This window comes from Leyella stercorea, assembly GCF_021531355.1.
Classification (GTDB): Bacteria; Bacteroidota; Bacteroidia; order Bacteroidales; family Bacteroidaceae; genus Prevotella.
Genome location: NZ_JADYTS010000032.1, coordinates 1 through 19,521 on the forward strand (window position 1 = coordinate 1; position 19,521 = coordinate 19,521).

Genomic DNA, 19,521 nt, shown 5'->3' on the forward strand with positions numbered 1-19,521 from the left:
GATTATTCATGGCACAAAGGTATAAATTTTCTATAGAATCAAAGCGTCTTCCCCCTAGTTTATCGGGTGAGCCAATTGCCAGTCAATGGGACGCCATTGAATACACCCTTCAGAACGATGAATTTTGGCTGTTTGTCCATCCAATCGGCTACGAACGTCCTACAAGAATAGATTTCATCTTCGACATCATTTATCAGCAGGACAGGTTGAATATCGGCAAGGATAAATGCTGCAATGACGACAATCAGACATTCAGATACTTTAATAAATTCTTCAAAAGGAAAGATAAGGGTACAGAATTAGAAAAAGTAGAAGAATGTTGGAAATTGACCATAAACCTTTTCAGAATCCTCAAAGAGTGGTATGATGATGTCGCTCTATACCATTATGTAGGCTATGTCCTCGACTGCAGAATCAAGAACCTGCCCGAGCTTTTCAAGGACTGGGAAGAAAGCAAAGACAGATTTGCCTTCACTGATTACCTGAAGGCAGCCATCAAGGAACATCTGAATAAATGCTATAATTCAGAACTCGGATTGGAAGATACTGTCTATGAGACAGAAAATGGATTTGGTCCAAAATCCAAATGCCGCGACATTCTCCTCCTTCATAACATCCAGACTGTCATCGCTCAGAACAATGAGCTCAAGAATGGTGGCCAATATTCACAAGGGGTGTTCTATAAATTTCCATTCCATCTTTACAAGAAAGAGAGTTGGGATATCGAGCATATCGACTCCAGCACTGAGAATTCGCTGGAGATTGCCAAAGATCAGAAAGAATGGATTGAATATTCGATGATTGGTTTGCCGAATGAGGAAAAGGAGAAAAAAGAAATCCTGTCGGCGGCAACAGAATTCCTAAAGAAAAAGAAAAATGAAATCAAACAAGAGGACTTCGACAAATTGAGAACAAAGATCATTGGTTTTCTTAAATCCAACACAACATGGAAGGATCCTATCAACGATAAGAACAAAATTTGGAACTATGTTCTTCTTGATAACAGTACAAACAGGGGATATGGCAACTCTATCTTCCCTGCCAAGCGTAGAGTAATCATCGGCAAGGATCGAGGTGTCAAATATCAAGTTGCCCCTGAAACACTAGAGGTATCGCCTAAACCCGAAGAAGAGAAGCAGATGTCATATCTTCTGTCTAAAGGAATCCTGCAAGAAAAAGAGTCTACAGAATTGGAAGAACTCAGAAAAAAGTATGCCGCTATTTATTTATTCATTGGCGCATACCAAACTGTTTGATTTCGTCATGGATAAGATTCCATATTCATGGATCCGTTCTGGATACCATTATCATACGGCCATCTTTCCAAGTCAAACAGGCGTATTTCTCAATGCTAAACTCAGAGACGAAGTCCTGAGCGATTTCACCATCACAGTATCCGAGGACATCAAAGTTCCTGAAACATCTTTCTTATGGTGTAATGACGCAGACTTCACATACAAGGGTATCCGCTTCCGTTGGAAAGACAACGACGACGTCTGCCGAATCGAAGGCGATAACGAAGTCTATACCTTCAGTGCAAATAAGGAAATGTACGACAAAGATCTGTATCTTGGGAAAAAGGAAGTGTTTGAGCAACTTGATCAGATTGTAAATTCTGTCATCGCTCAGAAGTGACACATTCGGAGTTTTGCATTAACTTGCATATAAAAGAGGAATACTTGTATGGGGTGATTGTCATATATATAGGAAATATAGAGATGTATAATAATAAAAGTGACGGAACGCAATGTGTATGGCTTTAGGAATAAAGAATACTTCTAACTGAGACTATACACATTGCATGACTGTCGTATCACTCGAAATGTAGGAAGATTCGAAAAAACAGATCCTTTTGCCATATCATTTCCGGTAATGGTTGGATAAAGACAAAGCCAATTTCATTTTAGAGACGACCTCTTCTTCTGAAACGATAAAATGAGATGCATGTCGGAAGTCAGCTCCGGGTTCACCCCTTCATTCCAGTTAAAAACACAACAATATTATATGAGCCCCAACTCAGCTCAGACACATAACCTCATCTCTATTGATACCCACACTTGTATCAGTTGGTACGATCTCTCATTTCAAATGGCATGAACTCTCGTTTCGTTAGGTACACATGCAAAATTAAGGTCTGCATTTTGTATATTCGACAAAATCGTATCCCATGGAAAAAAACAATTTATGATATTTATCATATTGCTTATCGCCTGTATAATATTCAGGAGAATAAGCTATTGCTTTTTTCGATTTGTAGTATCCTTCGCACATTTTTAATCGAACACTCTCACGCTCTTCTAAATATGCTTTTTCAAAGTCTTCGCGTACCTTACGCAATTCTTCAGAGTCTGGAACCAGTGTTTTCTCGTATTCAATTTGGCGCTTGCATATTTGAGCAAAAGAATTTTCATCCTCAGGTTTCTTGCTCTCATAGGTTCTCGTTATATCGTTCAACTTTTCGCCTACCGACTGCAAGCCTTGAAACAAAATGTATAGTACGAAGAATACCGCATACAAAATAAAGAATGTTTCCATATAGCAGACGATTTAATGATTACATCGCAAATATACAAAATAATTTGCTGACTCAGAAATATTTATCGATAAAAAAGCCCTCGATGCATCACGCACCGAAGGCTCAAAAGTTCATTTGTTAAAATGAATGCCGCATGGTCGGGCGGCGGTGTTGAATTTATTAAACAGTGACCATTTCAAAATCCTTGGTAAGTTGGCGCTTCAATCCAGATGAAGAGAGCCGATGCGTAAGCTTATATCTTGCAGAGCTTCATTAAAGATACGCTTCTGCTCCTCGTTGAGCGTGTAAGTCTTACCACGAACAAGAGTGCCGTTTAGGCGCTGTGAGAGCCATGCTGCGCTTTTGCCGAAGTAATGTTTAGCGATGAAAGATAAGGGCAACAACTTATAGTCTTCGTCACTTATGCGTGAACGTAGAGCAGTCACGTCACTCTCAATGCAATCGAGCTTGGCGTTGACAAACGCTTTGGCATCATCTTTAACATCAACAGCATGGTCTTTAAGCCATGCAATGATCTCATTCTTCCTTGCTTCACTTGCTGCATCAGTCTTGCCTGCAAGACTGCCATACTCTTGTAAAATAGCGTCAATTCCTTCCATAGTGTTTATATATTGTAGACCACTTTAACGAGACTGTAGTGATGGGGAAAAGACAAAAGTGGTTTATAATTTTATTTTCCTTAGCCTCTCGTTTTCTTTTTGTAATCTTTCTGTTTTACGTCTGATTTCTTGTATTTTTTGCTCATATTCCATCCTCATTATCTCATCAGACTCACTACTACTTCTAAAGCCACCGCTACAATCTTTTGCAATGGCGACTGCTAATAGCATTAGCAAATAGAAAAGAAATATAATGTAGAACATATAGCAGACTATTTAATGATTACTTGGGCAAATGTACAAAAAGTATTTGAGGTGTGCAATGGATTGTATTTATTGTTTTTTGCTAATATAATAACATAAAAGCACTACAAAATCTTATTTAAAAATACATGTGCCCATAAAGACAAATCAAATGCTGTCTTTGAAATATGGGAAAACTGTTTTATATATTGTTGAACTTCAGCTATTCATCTGTCTATTAACTCTACTTGCCTTGAATTGCACCCGAAACGTTTTACGGCTTTTGCACGAAGTCTGCCAAGATATTTCAGCCGACGATTAAGTCGTCTCTCCTCCTTTCTTGACACACGCCATAGCCAAGTGGAACGCTTGAAAAAGGAATAAATCTCTTTAGAAAAAGCAGACTCTGCCTTAATTCTTGATTCATTCAAATTCCTTTTCAATTTATGCTTTGCATTTCGAAACAATACAATAATAGCGAAAAAAATGAAGAAGATCCAGAAATGTTCAAGTAAGGTTATCATAATAGCAGACGATTTAATGATTACACGACAAATATACAAAAAATCGCTGATTCAGAAAGATTTATCGACAAATAATAAATGTCATGTACGTTGTTCTTCTATATCTTGCTTTGTCTTTTTTACCATGAAGCCGACAGCTACGGCAAAGGCTTTTTCGTCTTCAGCCTTTAGGCGTTCCATCTGTTCTTTTATTAATGCTTTTTCTTCAGCTGTCTTGGCTTCTCTATTCTTAATAGCCAAAGCCTTGACCTTTTCAATCATATCTTTATATTCCATATCGTTTTGATTTAGTGTAATGTTGTATTCTGTATAAAACTAATATTTTGTTGAGGCAACATATTCTTTATATTGTGCTCGTAGGTTGGCCAATTCACGTTTAAGTTTTTCGATTTCTCGCATTGTTTTATTGTATTTGGAGAAATTATATGTCTTGGCGATGCTCTCGTACATTTCTTTTATCTGTACAAGAAATTCTTGCTCCTTTTCTTCGTAATATGATTCGGGGTTTTGTTGGCCTTTAAAGTCATATACTATTTTATTTTCTTCAACTTCTGTTGGCTTAGTACTGATGCTGTATTTGTGCCGTTTATTGCCAGCATTCTGGGCAAATGCTACAAAAGCGACTACAAATATCCATGTGAATAAAAAGAAAAACTCCATACTGCCGTTGATTTTAGTTGTTACACCACAAATATACAAAAAGTATTTGAAGTAGCAATGCTAATGGCAATATATCTATAGTTTCATTATTTTTAAGTATTGTACATTTGTTGGAAAATCAGTTCCTTTGTAGTCTGAAATGAGGATAGCATTATGAAATTGAATTGGAGAAAACATCATAAGTGGTTGGGGATAGGCATGAGCTTTTTCATGCTGATGTTCTGCGTGTCAGGTATTCTGCTTAATCATCGTTCACTCATTAAGGATGTGAACGTGAGCAGGAAGTATCTGCCAAGCCGTTATGAGTATCGCAATTGGAATGGCGGTTTGTTAAGAGGAACGCTCGATCTTGACAAGGCTATTGTTGAAGACTCATTGACTATGATGGATTCTTGCCATAGGTTGTTGCTTTACGGCAACGGAGGAATATGGCTTTCCGATAACAAGGCTTCGTGCTTCAAGGACTTCAATGACGGATTGCCTATAGGTGCTGACTATCGCCAGATAAGAAATGTAATAAAGGCAGCAAATGGCAGTCTTTGGGCGGTATCGCCATTCGGAATATACCGATATGGAGTGCATGGTAAATGGAATGAGGTGAAGATGCCATTGGAAGATGACGAGAAGTTGACCGATATTGCCTCGCATGGCGACACACTTGTGGTGCTTAGCCGTTCTTTTGCTTACGTGTCGCTACCTCCATATACGACATTCAAGCGCATACAACTTTCTGCTCCAAAGGATTATGACGGCAAGGTGACGGCATTCCGTACTGTTTGGTTGCTTCATAGCGGAGAATTGTTTGGTATGACAGGAAAACTTGTGGTTGATGCCATTGCCATCATCTTAGTGTTGCTCTGCATTACTGGTGTTATAATATGGTTGCGACCGAAACGTAGAGTCTTGATGCAACAGTCGTTTCGTCTGCATGACAGAATAGGACGTTATACTATCATTCTCACATTGCTGATTGCTCTGACGGGTTGGTGTCTTCGTCCTCCTGTTATGATAGCCTTGGTTTTGAACAAGATACCGGCACTTCCCGGAACAACACTTAAGAGCGAAAATCCATGGAACGACAAGCTCCGTATGATTCGGTATGATGACAGTTGCCACGACTGGCTTCTGTCAACGTCAGAAGGGTTTTATTCCCTGAATATGTCAAATGCAAAGGTGAAAGCCCTTACTTCGGCTCCTCCCGTAAGCGTGATGGGGGTGAATGTGTTGCAGAAGGACGTGAAAGGCAGATGGCTTTGCGGTTCGTTCAGCGGTTTGTATGTTTGGGACAGACTACAGGCGGAGGCTTTCGATTACTTTACGGGTAAGTCTGCGCCGAAGAAAGCAGGTGCTCCGTTCGGAAAGAAGGCTATTGCTGGTATGAGTCAGGACTTCTCTGCTCCGGTAATAGCGGAATATTACGAAGGAACGACATTCTGCCCTCAACCTGCAAGTATGAACCAACTGCCTATGTCGCTATGGAATGTGGCGTTGGAGGTGCATAGTGGAAGAATCTTCATAGGAAGCATTGCCACCTACATTTTTATTTTTGTGATGGGCATACTTGCCGTTTGGTGCTTATGGTCGGGCTACAGAATAAGGATTAGAATCAGAAAGAAGGCAATGCACAAGAACAAAGTCTCATAGAATGCAAAAATAAAAATGGATAACAGCGTAGAACGAAACAATTCTTTTTTAGAGTTTTGTTTCGTTCTCTTTTTTTTACAGTTTTATTTCGTTCTCCCATAAGTTTGTGTTATTTTTGTATATTCTTTTAAAACGAACCAATTGTAGCTGTTTATGGCATCAGAAAATACGCAAACTGTCAGCGGATTTATTCCCGACCCTTGTCAGCAGGATGTGATTGTGGCTCAGGGTGGATTTCATCTTGTGCTTGCGCCTCCGGGATGTGGCAAGACGCAGATATTGACCGAACGCATACGCTATGCCCACGACTCAGAGGGCGTGGAGTATAAGGATATGTTGTGCCTTACGTTCACCAACCGTGCTGCGCGTGGCATGATTGAACGCATTACGCAGAACATCGCGGATGATGATGTGAGTGACGTTTTCGTTGGCAATGTGCATAGGTTCTGCTCGAAGTTTCTGTTTGCCGAGGGACTTGTAGCTGCCGAGTCGAGCGTTATTGACGAGGATGATGCCGTATCGATACTTGCGCGCTATCTTGGTGAGGACGAGTATATGGTGCTTTCCAACTACAATCGTCGTCGCTCGTATAGTGAGATATTTCATCTGGAGAGTATGATGCACCAGATTAGTCACGGGCATCCCAAGGAACTGCGTGTGCATCCTGACTGCATCAATCCTACGGACATTGCGGCGATGCGTCGTATCTGTACCGTGATGGGCAAGCCGTTTGACGCTGCTGCCATGACCGATATTTACAATAATGTGGAGCAGTATCGCGACCTTACCCAGTCGGACACGTGCGACTATGGCGACCGCCAGGCTATATTCAAGCTTTTGCAGAAAATGTCGCTTGCGCAGCAGTATCGTCGGTACAAACGTGCCAACCGACTGCTTGACTTCCAGGACTTGCTGATGATGACATACGACGCGCTTGCTGCCGACAGGGAGCATAAGCTGTATAAGCGCTATCCGTGGATACAGGTGGACGAGGTGCAGGACATCAACCCGTTGCAGATGGCTATCATCAAGATGCTCACGGCGCGCCCGTTCCGCACGGTGATGTTTCTCGGCGATGAGCAGCAGGCGATATTCTCGTTTATGGGGGCCAAGCTCGACACGCTTTCTGCCATCAAGTCGAAGTCGGCATGCCAGTTGCATCATCTGTCGGTGAATCATCGTTCGCCTCGCTATCTGCTCGACATTTTCAATACTTATGCCGCTGAGGTGCTTCGAATTGACAGCACATTGCTGCCCGATGCCGGCAAAAGTAATGATGAAGTGCTTATGGGCAACGAACTGAAGATTCTGTGTAGCGAGGATTATGATCAAGAGGTGCGCGACTGCGTACAGTTTGCCGACACTCTCAATCGTACGTTCCCCCAATCTACCACAGCATTTGTGGTTAATGCCAACCGCGATGCTGAGGATATAAGTCAGGAGCTGACACGTTGTGGCATAGGTCACTTCAAGGTTTCGGGTACCGACCTCTTCTCACAGCCCGATGTGAAGCTTCTGTTGGCTCATCTTGGTGTGCTGAACAATGAGTTCAGCTTTATGTCGTGGGCAAGATTGATGAAAGGAGTGCGTGTTTACGAGAGCAATGCGGCTGCGCGTAAGTTTGTGCGTGACCTGTTCGACCGTGCCATATTGCCGTCAGACCTGTTGCGCGACGACGATTCAACCTATCTCATGCGATTTGTCGATAGCTATACCAATGATACGATAGTGGTGTTCGATACCGAGACTACAGGACTGAACGTGTTTGAAGACGACATCCTGCAGATAGCTGCCGTGAAGATGAGGAACGGTGAGGTGGTGAAAGGGTCGGAGTTTACGGTGTATATCGAGACCGAGCGCGAGATACCGGCTATGCTTGGCGATATAGTCAATCCCATTGTTGAGGAGCGCAAGCACCATGACTTGCTGACGCACGAGGAAGCATTACGCCAGTTTATGGCCTATGCCGACGGATGCACTCTGCTCGGACACAATGCCGATTACGACTATAACATACTTGACTTTAATCTGCGCCGTTATACGCCAGACATCAATCTGCATGACTCGCATCCGGAGTATCTCGACTCGTTGCGACTCGTGCGTCTGTTGCATCCCGAACTGAAGGAGCACAAACTGAAGTATCTGCTTGAAGTGCTGCATCTGGAGGGTTCAAACTCGCATCTTGCCGATGATGATGTCAATGCTACACGCAGCGTAGTGGTGCATTGCTATGAGCTTTCGAAGGATAGGGTAGGGCAGCAGCACGACTTCCTTAACGACAGTCGGGTGCGTCCGCGTATCGAAACATTGCGTCGTAACTACAAGCAGATGTACGTTTCGGCTCTGGAAAGAATGTATTCAAGAGACGAAAGTGCAGACGGGGCTGAAGCCTTAGCCGTTGTAGCCGATAATGAAAAGCTGGTGAAGCCTGCATTGGTAGTCGAACTGAATCGTTTCTACGACTATCTACTTTCTGAAGGAATGGTGCAGGAGATAGACGGACTGCGTTTTGTGATGGACTATCTGTCGGGCGAGATGATAGATCCGAGTCGAGAACCGTCGCTATACGAGCAGCTTTCTAATCATACAATGGAGATAAGCACTCTGAAGGAAGCTGACCTTTGCGGCAGCAGCAACATGAAGGAGCGCATATTCGTCACTACCATACACAAGGCAAAGGGACTGGAGTTTGACAATGTCATCATATTCGATGCCGTCGACGGACGTATGCCCAACTATTACAGTCGCAACAACCCTCGCCAATTGGCAGAGGATGCCCGCAAATTCTACGTTGCCTTGTCGCGTGCCAAGCATAGGCTGTATGTTTCGCAATGCATCACACGCCTCGACTATCAGAATGTTCCGCACGACGTACACCTCACGCCATTCATGAAGCCGATAGCGAAGTACTTCAAGGAAGAGCGCTTTGCTGCCGAAAAGAAGTAAGTGGCGTATAAAGCCAAAATAAAGTCAGAACCCTATAAGCAAAAAAAAACTGACAACTACTTGCCGCCAGTATCTATTGATGTTGTGGCAAGTGTTGTCAGTTTTTAAGTTTGAACGAGTTTTCGATACTCGTTATCTCACTTGAGAATTTCTTGTCTATCTTGATGCGTTGCTCCACCTGGTTACAACTGTATATCACAGTAGAGTGGTCGCGTCCGCCAACGAGTCGTCCTATTCGGCTTGCTGGCATCTTGGTGTATTTCTGTGCCAGATATATCGACACCTGACGAGCCATGACGTAGTCTTTCTTTCGGCTGCGGCTGTTGATGTTGGCAGGTGTAACGTTGTAGTGCTGGCAAACGCTTTCGATGATGTCGTCTACCGTAAGCGGATTTTCCTCTACCTTTACCGAGCGCTTGATTACGCGCTGGGCGAGCTGCATGTCAACGTTGCAGTTGTACACCACGCTGTAAGCCATAAGCGAATTGATTACGCCTTGCAGGTCGCGCACGCTTCCGTTGGCTGTCGAAGCGATAAACTTCACCACATCCTCTGGAATGTTCAAGCCGTCGTGGCGTATCTTGCTCTGCAGAATGTCTACGCACAGCTGTACGTTAGGCTTCTCGAGCTCGGCGATGAGTCCGCATGAGAATCGGGTGATGAGTCGCTCGTTCATTCCCTTCAGTTCTACCGGTGGACGGTCGCTGGCAAGGATGATGCGCTTGCCGGTGCGGAAGAGGTGGTTGAAGATGTGGAAGAAGGTGTTCTGTGTGCCCTTCTTGTCTTCCCACTCCTGAATGTCGTCGACAATCAGAACGTCGATGGTCTGGTAGAAGTTGATGAAGTCGTTGATTGTGTTGCGCAGTACGGCGTTGGTGTACTGCACCTCAAACAATCGGGCGCTGATATAGAGCACACGCTTCTCGGGATAGATTCGCTTAGCCTCGACACCTATAGCATTAATAAGGTGTGTCTTGCCACATCCTGAAGGTCCGAACACAAAGAACGGGTTGAACTGCATGTTCTGCGGATGCTCGGCTATGGTCTGTCCAATGGCGCGCGGCAACTTGTTGCTGTTGCCCTCGATGTAGTTGCGGAAGGTGAGATGTGGGTTCAGCTGAGAGTCAATCTGCTGCAGTGGTGATGCATCGATAAGATTAGGCGACTCGTTGGCATTGGTACGTGCCTGCGGACGCATTGTCTCGTCGGTAGGCTCGTCGCCTTCAATCACCTGCGTCTTCTTGTTCTCGCTGTCGGTAACAATACGATAAGAAAGTTGAACGTTCTCTCCAAACATACGTGTAAGCACCTTGCGCAACAAGTCGACATAGTTCTCCTCCAAATACTCGTACACGAACGGACTCGGTACGCGTATCAACACGGTCTTCGACTCCTCATTGAAGGATTCGAAGACAATGCTCTTGAACCATGCATTGTATTGTTGCTCGGTAGTGTTCTCGTGTATAAGGGCGAGACACTTGTCCCAAAGCTTCTCAGGACTTAAATTCATTGGCTGTGGTACGTATGTTAAAATGTCTTTCGACAGGTTGATTCTTAAAATTCCGTCTGCAAAATTACTTATTTTTTTTGATGTGAGCAAATCGTCTGCATTTTATTGTTTAAGCAAAGTTTGTTAACAGCCTTATTTTCCGACAGTTAGCATTTTTTATGAATTATTGGATGTAAAATGGCGTTGTAATATAAAATGCGTTGATTTACTGATAGTTACGTGATTTAAGCAAATTTTAGACGTAGTGGTGAAACATTGTTTACAATTGTGCTAAGATATTGAAATAACGGCTTCAGAGCGAGTCTGAAGCCGTGAAACATTTCATCGTTCTTATTTATACAAAATCTAATTGGCTTATTTATCCTTCTTTCCGAACAGAGAGAAGTGTACATAGCGCTTCGGGTGCTGTCGGAGGTTGGTGAGGAGCGAGTCGGCGCTACACATTGTAGAGTTGAGGTTGTTGTAGAGCGAGGCATCGTTCATGAGCAGTCCGAGTGTACCGTTGTTGCTGTTGAGCTTGGCGGTGAGCTCTTGTACATTATTTATGGTCTGGTCAACCTGGCGCATTGTAGTCTGGATGTCGAGAGCGGCGAGGTTGGATGTCAGCTTGTTGGTGTTGTCGAGTACTCCGTCGGCCTTGGCCATCATCACTGGTACGCCCTTGTTGAGCGAAGCCATGAGCTTGTTGAGTTCGGCAGTAGAAGTGGTGAGGTTGTCGGTGATGGTCTGTACGTTGTGTAGCGACTGTGCCAGAGCAGGGTCGGCAAGCAGAGTGTTGAGGCTTCCAAGAATGCTGTCAAGCTTGGGCAGCATCTTCTCGATTGTAGGAATCATGTCGGCTGCCTTGCCCAAAGCTCCGCCGTTGACATCGCCCTTGATGGTGCTGCCTGGCATGACACGCTCGCGCGGATTGTTGGCGAGCAGCAGGTTGACCTTGATGTTGCCCATGAAGTCACTCTCGATTTCGGCTGTTGAGCCAGCTGGAATGCGCATAGCCTTGTCGAGTCCTACAAGCACACGAGTAGGTTTGTCGCCTGCATAGTCGTAGATGACATCCTTGACAGTACCCACTTTGAATCCGTCGGCATAGATGGGGCTTGATGTTGACAGTCCGCTTATGTCTTTGAACTCTATGTAGTAGTCGTCGGTTGACGAGAAGACGTTAAGTCCCTTCAGAAAATTCATTCCGAAGAAAAGGATGATGACTCCCACAATAGCTACGAGTGCTATTTTCACTTCTTTCGTAAATCCTTTCATAATTTATTGTCAATTTTATTTGTTTCTATTTTGTTTGTATTCGCGTATGCCTTGGTTTACGTCCATTTTGGCTCCGTTCTTGAATGCTATGATAAATGCACCGGGGAATTTGTCGAGTATCGTCTTGCGCAGGCGGTATATCTCATTGTAGTTGTTAGAAGCTCCGTAAGTATACTTTATCATTCCGTTTTCCTCGAAGCTGTCGCAGCCCTCAAGTCCGCGGAAGTTATGGTCGCCAGTCTTCAGTTTGCGCTGCGATACAAGTATCTGCACCTTGAATACCGGCTGTGCGTCGTTCACTCTTCCCGAAGGCTGAGATGTGGTGTTGCGCTGTATAGGTTTACGCTCGGTATTTGATGTGCGAGTTGATGTTGATGGTCGTTCTGTCGAAACGTTTTTGTCAACATTGTTCTTACTGTTTTTGTCGACGTTCTCCTTGCGGTTATTGTCGGCAGACTCTTGTGTGTCCGTGTTGATTGCTTCAACGTTTTGTATCGGTTCGGGGGTTTCTGCAATGGGGTCGGATATCGTCTTGTATGGCACAGTCATGCGTGTGTCGTACTTGTTCTTGTACTGTACGAAAGCATTGTATATGCCACGTGCCATGTTGTCCACCTGTGCCTTGTCGTTGAGTATGCGTTCCTCGTCGGGAGTTGATATGTAGCCCAACTCAATCAGACAAGCTGGCATTGACGTGAGTCGTAGCACGGCGAGGTTCTGCTGATGTACGCCCTTGTTGGGTCGATTGGCTGCGCGACATACATGTGTCTGTAACATCTTGGCAAACTCGATGCTTCGTGTCAGGTTCTTGTCCTGGATGAATTCGAACATGATGTTGCTCTCGGGCGAGTTGGGATCGAATCCCACGTAGTGTTGCTTATAGTCTTTCTCAAGCAGTATTACGGAGTTCTCGCGTTTTGCCACCTCCAGATTCTCCACCTTTGCGTGCGAACGACCGTCGCCCAAGGTGTATGTCTCGAATCCGCGCATGCTGTGGTTGCCCTTCAAAGCATTGGTGTGTACGGATATAAAGAGGTCGGCTTTCTTGCGGTTGGCTATCTCGGCGCGCTCGTACAAGGGTATGAACACGTCGGTTTTGCGGGTATATACCACCGTCACGTCGGGACAATTGCGCTCCACATAGCGTCCGAAAGCGAGCGCTACGCTGAGGTTGATGTTCTTTTCTACCGATTTGCTTCCGGGCGCTCCGGTGTCCTTTCCGCCGTGTCCGGGGTCGATGCAAAGCGTGAACTTGCGGTTGGCACCGGCTACAGCCGATACAAACGTTATAATGAGAATTGTTAAGAGCAATAATTTTTTTGCCATAAACGAGATACGGTTGGTTAGTCCAAATGTCTGAACTGCAACAATTTTAGGTGCAAAGTTAGCGAATTAATCGTTAATAACTGCGTTAAACCGATAAAAACATGTAGGTATATTTTGCATTGTCTTTGATTTTGCGTAAATTCGCAATATAATAAAGTAAAATAGACAAACGTAAAAAATGACAATGAAGTTAAGTACAGCAGTTGTCTGTTTCCTGTTGTCAATAGGATTGACGTTGTCGTGCAGCAAGCCGAAACCGATGCCTACAACGATGCGTTCGGTATATTACTGGAGCACAACGCTCAATATGGATTCGGTTAAGACCGCCTTCATGCGCAATTACGACATCAGCCGGATGTACATACGCTACTTTGACGTGGTGGCAGACCAGAGCGGGAGAGCGGTGCCCAATGCTACGCTGAAGTTTGCTACCGACGTGCCACAGGGCATAGACATCGTGCCTACGGTGTTCGTTATGCCCGAATGTCTAAGGCAAGACCGTAGCCGGTTGGCTTCGCTCATTGTGAAACGAGTGGTGCAGATGAATGAGACCAACGACGTGTACAATGTGAAGGAGATACAGATAGACTGCGACTGGACTCAGTCAACACGCCAATTGTATGCCGAATTCATGCAGGCTATGATGCGCGAGTGTCACAGCCGACATCTCAAACTGTCGTCGACAATACGTCTGCATCAGCTTGCCCAGACTCCTCCGCCTGCCGACCGAGGCGTGCTGATGATGTATAATACAGGCGATGCTACCGACATACGTTGTCATAAGCCGATACTCGACATGCACGATGCGGCTCCATACCTGCCCCGTCTGAATGACTACAAGCTGAAGCTCAGCACGGCTTACCCAATATTCACATGGCGCATACTGTTTCGTGGAGGCAGGTTTGTGGGCTTCATCCATAACGATGGCGAATATCCTATACTGCCAAGCGACTCTATCGCACTTCGCCAACCGTCGGCTGCCGACATCATCGAAGCCGTTAATGTAATAGGTAGCCGCCGACCAGATGCCAACAACGAGATAATACTTTTCGATCTTAACAACCATAACATCAACCGACTTAAACACAAAGATTATGAAAAGATTCTTAATATGTAGTTTGATTGCAGCCTTGCCGATTGTCGATGCTGCGGCTTGCGTGGCCGAAGGACCTACGCACAACCGTTATATGTTCTCCGTCTATCGCCACAACGCACTTACTGACGGACCCGCCTTTCTCTACGACATCGACCGCTATTGGCAGACGTACACCGGCAACGACGGTCCGAGCGGTGTGGGGTTCTACAAATGGAACCGCGACGAGATAATGAGCACTGCCCGAAAGAAGAACGACACAGCGATGATAGCCTATCTGACGCTGTTCAACCGCTACTTCAAGACGTGCGAGGCGTATACTGAGGATGCCTGGAACTATCCCACAAAGCAGGAGATGGCGCAGCGACAAAAGAGCTTTATGGAGGTGCTTGTTGCCACTAAGGCTTATCGTGGCACGGCGCTCCGACCGCAGTATGTGCTGTTGCAGATGCGTGCCAACATGATGTTGGGCTACAACAATGCAAACATAGCATTGTGGAATTCTACAGCTTCGCGACTTGCCGAAAGTCCGTGGCGTGATGCCATGCGTAACATCTACGCCCGAGCTTTGCTCAAGAGCAGTCAACGTACACGTGCCTGCAATATATATGCCGAGCAGGGCGACGTGCAGTCAATCAAAACCGTGATGCGCAACTTCCGCAATCTGGCAGGAATACGTACCTTATTCGCACAAAATCCCAATGCCCCTACGCTACATTTTCTCGTACAGGACTTTGTGAACAATGTACAGGAAACGCTCGACCAGAAGGCGGCTGGATTTGACGATGCCGAATGGTTTAAGACTATTGATGCCAAGCAGGTGTATCGCAAGGAGGCGATGGCGTTCGTGCAGTTTGCTGTCGACGCAGCAGCTAATGCCAATGTCAAGTCGCCCAGCCTGTGGCTGGCTGCAGCAAGTATGGTGGATTATCTCATAGGCAACAACCAACGGGCTATTGCCGAAGCTGACAAGGCTGTTGAGGCTGACGGAACGGAGCGCATGTGCGACAATGCACGTGCCATACGTTTGCTCGTGTCTACCCGTACAAACAAGCCGACCGCTGAATATACTGACTATCTGCTTGCCGAATTCCGTTGGCTCGACGCTAAAATAAAGGAAGAGCGTGGCATCAGTAGCGAATACGAAAATCACTACACCGACGTAAAGGATCGTGTAGTGCACAAGGGACTGGAACCGCTCTTCCGTAATGCGGGCATGGACAACACGGCTCTTGCGCTGTGTGCTATGATGAATGCAGAAGGCAACTATAATAATAATGTGTCGTATGGTCCGTGGGACGAGTATTTCAGCAAGATGGACAGTCTTAAAGCCGATCGCCTTGCCGACTATTATCAGTATCTGACTACGCCACATGCCAACGCTTTCGAGACCTACTGCACGCAGAACACCTATCATGATGCCGACTACTTCAACGACCTCATCGGCACAAAACTCATAGCCGAGGGTCGCTTTGCCGATGCCATTCCTTATCTGAAGAAGGTGGGTATGTCGCTGCTTTCCACTCAGATGATAAGCATATACAGCTCGCAGCGCCACTATGATACGCCCCGCTGGTTTGGCAAGCAGAAGGTGGAGGAGGCTTATGAGCCGGTAAAGGTGACACGCAACGCAAAGCTCGACTTCTGTATGGACATGACCGACCGCCTAAGCCGATACAGTCTTGCTCGCGAAGGCAGTGACAAACAGCAGATGGCTTACGACTTAGCAGTGCGCTATTATCAGGCTTCGTGCTATGGCGACTGTTGGTATCTGACGCATTACTATCACAGCGTGATGGATTCGGCACGTTCGTGGGAGAAGGACTTTGCTGCCGAGACTGTGAAGTATCTGAATGTGGCAAAGCATTCGGACGATGTTCAGTTGCGCTACCGCTCTTTGTATGCTCTGGCTTTCATGCCCGTAGAGCCTTGGGCAACTGTCGAATATGATACCAGCAACGGCTATAAGGAAATGTTGGTTGTACATCCTAAGTCGGCACAATATATGGCTTTGAGCGATCTTGACATGTTTGCCAAGGCTTATCCCAACGCAATAGACGATTATACTCGGCGTTGTGATGTGCTGCGTGAGTTTAGAAATAAATAAAAATAGTAGGAGGCTATGGCATCCCCGCCATAGCCTCCTACTATTTTTATTTTACCGTTTTTATTCCGTTCTCTTCACGATTATTTCCACGCCAGCGCCGTTGCAGTCAGCACTCATTGGCGGATTGCATTTGGTGATGCGCAGCATTACTGAGGAGATGTCGGCATAGCTGTCCATAAGTCTGTCGGCTATGCGACCTGCCACGTGCTCGATGAGTTTTGAGGGAATGTTCATCTCCTCCTTTATAATATTGTAAACCTCGGCGTAGTTGAGCGTGTCGGCTACGTCGTCGGTTTGCATTGCGCGCGAAATGTCGTAGCTCGCGCGTACATTTATTATATAGTCGTTGCCCGTGAGCTGTTCCTGAGGCAGCACTCCGTGGTGTGCGTGCAGGCGTATTCCGTCAATGTGAATGTATGATTCAGTAAGGGTTATCATAACTCTCAACTCTCAATTCTCAACTTTAAACTTGGTTAATTATCCGCAGCGTGAAGCTCCACAGTTCTTGCAGATAAGACATCCCTCCTGGTATACGAGAGTCTCTTGTCCGCATACGGGGCATACCTGACCTTTGGCAGCAGTGCCATCGACAATGTATTTTTTCAAGGCTCGCTCCACACCGTTCTTCCATGTGTTGATGCTCTGATCGTTGAGTTGCAGCGAACCCACGAGCTTTATCACGTGGTCGATAGGCATGCGATAGCGCAGTACGCCCGAGATGAGCTTGGCATAGTTCCAATATTCGGGGTTGAACTTCTCAGAGAGTCCCTCGACGGTGGTCTTGTAGCCACGCTTGTTTTCAAACTGGAAGTCGTAACGCTTTGTTCCGTCAGGGTTTACCTGCTTGATAATGCGTCCCTTTGTGATGGTCTTGGGCAGGGCAATACCCTCTTCGTCGTCCTGCAGACCCGTGAATATCTCGTAAGGATAGCCGTCGAGCAGTCCGACAAAAGCCACCCACTTCTCGCGATTGTTCTGGAATCGCACCACGTCGCATTCCAGTTCGCGCGGACGGGTCTCCGTTACGGCGAGCACGTTGGCAAGTGCCGTAACCTTGTCGTTGGCTGGCTGTGCGGCAGCCTTCTTCTTCTTGTCCTTCTTGCTTACCGCTATCATCACGCCCGAGCGTGATCCGTCGCGGTAGATGGTGCATCCCTTGCATCCCGAGCGCCATGCCTCTACGTACAGACGGTTTACAAGTGCCTCGTCTACGTTGTTGGGCAGGTTGACGGTTACACTGATAGAGTGGTCCACCCATTTCTGTATGGCACCCTGCATGCGCACCTTCATCAGCCAGTCGACATCGTTGGCAGTAGCTTTATAATAAGGTGAGCGTGCCACGAGCTCGTCAATCTCTTCCTGGGTGTAACGCTTCTCGGTGTCGATACCGTTGACGCGCATCCATTCGAGGAACTTCTTGTGGTAGACAATGTACTCCTCGAACGAGTCGCCCACTTCGTCAACGAAGTCAACATGTACGTCGGCATCGTTGGGATTGACCTTGCGGCGACGCTTGTATACGGGCATGAACACCGGTTCGATGCCGCTTGTGGTCTGTGTCATGAGCGATGTTGTGCCGGTAGGAGCTATGGTGAGACACGCAATGTTGCGACGTCCGTAGGTCATTATGTCGCTGTAGAGCTGAGGGTCGGCCTCCTTTATGCGCAGCAGGAAGGGATTGTTCTTCTCGCGTTCGGCATCGAATATGGCGAAAGCTCCGCGCTCCTGTGCCATCTTTACTGACGATGCGTAGGCTGTCAGAGCCAGTGTGCGATGAACGTCAACGCTGAATGTTGTAGCCTCTTCGGTGCCGTAGCGCAGTCCCATGGCTGCAAGCATGTCGCCTTCGGCTGTAATGCCCACACCCGTACGGCGTCCCTTCGAACTCTTGTCTTTAATCTTCTCCCACAAATGATACTCGGCGTGCTTTATGTCATCGCTCTGTGGGTCGTGGCTGATCTTATCCATTATGAGGTCGATCTTCTCAAGTTCAAGGTCGACGATGTCGTCCATGATGCGCTGTGCCTTGGCTACATGTTCCTTGAAGAGGTCGAAGTCGAAGCTTGCCTCAGGTGTAAATGGATTCTTGATGTATGCGTAGAGGTTGATGGCAAGCAGTCGGCACGAGTCGTACGGACAGAGAGGTATCTCGCCGCAGGGGTTGGTGCTGACGGTCTGGAAGCCGAGGTCGGCATAGCAGTCGGGAATGCTTTCGCGCAGAATGGTGTCCCAGAAAAGTACGCCAGGCTCGGCACTCTTCCAAGCATTGTGTACAATCTTCTCCCAAAGCTGCTTGGCAGAGATGTCCTTCTTCACGATAGGATTGTCAGAATCTATCGGGAACTGCTGTGTATAAGGTTTGTCTTCAACAGCAGCTTGCATGAATTCGTCGTCAATCTTTACGCTCACGTTGGCTCCGGTCACCTTGCCTTCGGTCATCTTGGCATCGATGAATGCCTCGCTGTCGGGATGCTTGATGCTGACCGACAGCATCAGTGCGCCACGACGGCCGTCTTGTGCCACCTCACGTGTTGAGTTGCTGTATCGCTCCATGAACGGAACGAGTCCGGTAGAGGTCAGAGCCGAATTGGCTACGGGCGAACCCTTCGGGCGAATCTGCGAGAGGTCGTGGCCTACTCCGCCACGGCGTTTCATCAGCTGCACCTGCTCTTCGTCCAGACGCATAATGGCACCGTATGAGTCGCCGTCGCCTTCGATGCCGATAACGAAGCAGTTGCTGAGTGACGCTATCTGGTGGTCGTTGCCGATACCCGTCATCGGACTGCCGGCAGGAATGATGTAGCGGAAGTGGTCGAGCAGGTCGAACACCTCACGCTCACTCATCGGGTTGGGATATTTGTTTTCGATGCGTGCTATTTCGCGTGCCAGTCGCCAGTGCATGTCTTCGGGCGACTGCTCGTAGATTTTGCCGAAGCTGTCCTTCATGGCATACTTGCTCACCCACACGCGTGCTGCAAGCTCATCGCCGGCGAAATATTCGAGTGAAGCCTTGTAGGCTTCGTCGTAAGTGTATGTCTTCTTGTTTTCCATTTGTGTGTTTTTAAGTCGTTGCTTT

Annotated in this window: 14 protein-coding genes and 1 pseudogene; 6 read left to right on the top strand and 9 right to left on the bottom strand. The window is 46.6% G+C overall.

From position 1 onward, the window contains the following. Window positions 1–1,256 (top strand): annotated as a pseudogene (locus tag I6E38_RS08260) (hypothetical protein); the annotation flags it as partial. A 7-nt stretch (window positions 1,257–1,263) separates the two neighbouring features. After that, window positions 1,264–1,635 (top strand): hypothetical protein, encoded by a 372-nt coding sequence (locus I6E38_RS08265; protein ID WP_235393521.1) that lies wholly within the window; start codon window positions 1,264–1,266, stop codon window positions 1,633–1,635. Between the two features lie 492 nt (window positions 1,636–2,127). Here the strand turns inward: I6E38_RS08265 and I6E38_RS08270 are convergent, their stop codons facing one another. The 4 genes from I6E38_RS08270 to I6E38_RS08285 form a co-directional block, all read right to left on the bottom strand. After that, complete coding sequence (locus I6E38_RS08270; protein ID WP_235393522.1) at window positions 2,128–2,535, bottom strand: hypothetical protein; 408 nt, start codon at window positions 2,533–2,535, stop codon at window positions 2,128–2,130. A gap of 201 nt (window positions 2,536–2,736) precedes the next feature. Beyond that, window positions 2,737–3,135 carry a DUF5053 domain-containing protein gene (locus I6E38_RS08275; RefSeq protein ID WP_235393523.1) on the bottom strand — a complete coding sequence of 133 codons (399 nt, stop codon included), beginning with the start codon at window positions 3,133–3,135 and terminating at the stop codon, window positions 2,737–2,739. A gap of 848 nt (window positions 3,136–3,983) precedes the next feature. Beyond that, window positions 3,984–4,178, bottom strand: coding sequence for a hypothetical protein (locus tag I6E38_RS08280; RefSeq protein ID WP_235393524.1), 195 nt, complete (start codon window positions 4,176–4,178; stop codon window positions 3,984–3,986). A gap of 39 nt (window positions 4,179–4,217) precedes the next feature. Next, the gene (locus tag I6E38_RS08285) at window positions 4,218–4,562 is read right to left on the bottom strand and encodes a hypothetical protein (protein ID WP_235393525.1); all 345 of its coding nucleotides are present in this window, start codon (window positions 4,560–4,562) and stop codon (window positions 4,218–4,220) included. Between the two features lie 150 nt (window positions 4,563–4,712). Between I6E38_RS08285 and I6E38_RS08290 the strand changes: the two genes are divergently transcribed. Continuing rightward, window positions 4,713–6,206: a PepSY domain-containing protein gene (locus I6E38_RS08290; protein ID WP_235393544.1), complete on the top strand. Its 1,494-nt coding sequence runs from the start codon at window positions 4,713–4,715 to the stop codon at window positions 6,204–6,206. 153 nt (window positions 6,207–6,359) lie between these two features. Continuing rightward, window positions 6,360–9,152, top strand: a complete 2,793-nt coding sequence (locus tag I6E38_RS08295; RefSeq protein WP_235393526.1) for a 3'-5' exonuclease — start codon at window positions 6,360–6,362, stop codon at window positions 9,150–9,152. 97 nt (window positions 9,153–9,249) lie between these two features. Here the strand turns inward: I6E38_RS08295 and dnaA are convergent, their stop codons facing one another. The 3 genes from dnaA to I6E38_RS08310 form a co-directional block, all read right to left on the bottom strand. Further along, on the bottom strand, window positions 9,250–10,662 hold the full coding sequence (gene dnaA, locus I6E38_RS08300) for a chromosomal replication initiator protein DnaA (RefSeq protein WP_235393527.1): 1,413 nt from the start codon (window positions 10,660–10,662) through the stop codon (window positions 9,250–9,252). Between the two features lie 354 nt (window positions 10,663–11,016). After that, window positions 11,017–11,919, bottom strand: coding sequence for an MlaD family protein (locus I6E38_RS08305; protein ID WP_235393528.1), 903 nt, complete (start codon window positions 11,917–11,919; stop codon window positions 11,017–11,019). Between the two features lie 15 nt (window positions 11,920–11,934). Then, a complete protein-coding gene (locus I6E38_RS08310) occupies window positions 11,935–13,245 on the bottom strand; it encodes an N-acetylmuramoyl-L-alanine amidase family protein (protein WP_235393529.1) in 1,311 nt (436 codons plus the stop codon). A gap of 184 nt (window positions 13,246–13,429) precedes the next feature. Between I6E38_RS08310 and I6E38_RS08315 the strand changes: the two genes are divergently transcribed. Together I6E38_RS08315 and I6E38_RS08320 are read left to right on the top strand one after the other, a co-directional pair. After that, window positions 13,430–14,362: a hypothetical protein gene (locus I6E38_RS08315; protein ID WP_235393530.1), complete on the top strand. Its 933-nt coding sequence runs from the start codon at window positions 13,430–13,432 to the stop codon at window positions 14,360–14,362. Next, complete coding sequence (locus I6E38_RS08320) at window positions 14,340–16,445, top strand: hypothetical protein (protein ID WP_235393531.1); 2,106 nt, start codon at window positions 14,340–14,342, stop codon at window positions 16,443–16,445. The genes I6E38_RS08315 and I6E38_RS08320 overlap by 23 nt, the downstream gene beginning before the upstream one ends. 60 nt (window positions 16,446–16,505) lie before the next feature. On the opposite strand, the gene folB is transcribed toward I6E38_RS08320, so the two are convergent. Next, window positions 16,506–16,883 (bottom strand): dihydroneopterin aldolase, encoded by a 378-nt coding sequence (gene folB, locus I6E38_RS08325; RefSeq protein ID WP_262912358.1) that lies wholly within the window; start codon window positions 16,881–16,883, stop codon window positions 16,506–16,508. A 39-nt stretch (window positions 16,884–16,922) separates the two neighbouring features. Continuing rightward, window positions 16,923–19,496, bottom strand: a complete 2,574-nt coding sequence (locus I6E38_RS08330) for an adenosylcobalamin-dependent ribonucleoside-diphosphate reductase (protein ID WP_235393532.1) — start codon at window positions 19,494–19,496, stop codon at window positions 16,923–16,925. Window positions 19,497–19,521 lie beyond the last annotated feature (25 nt).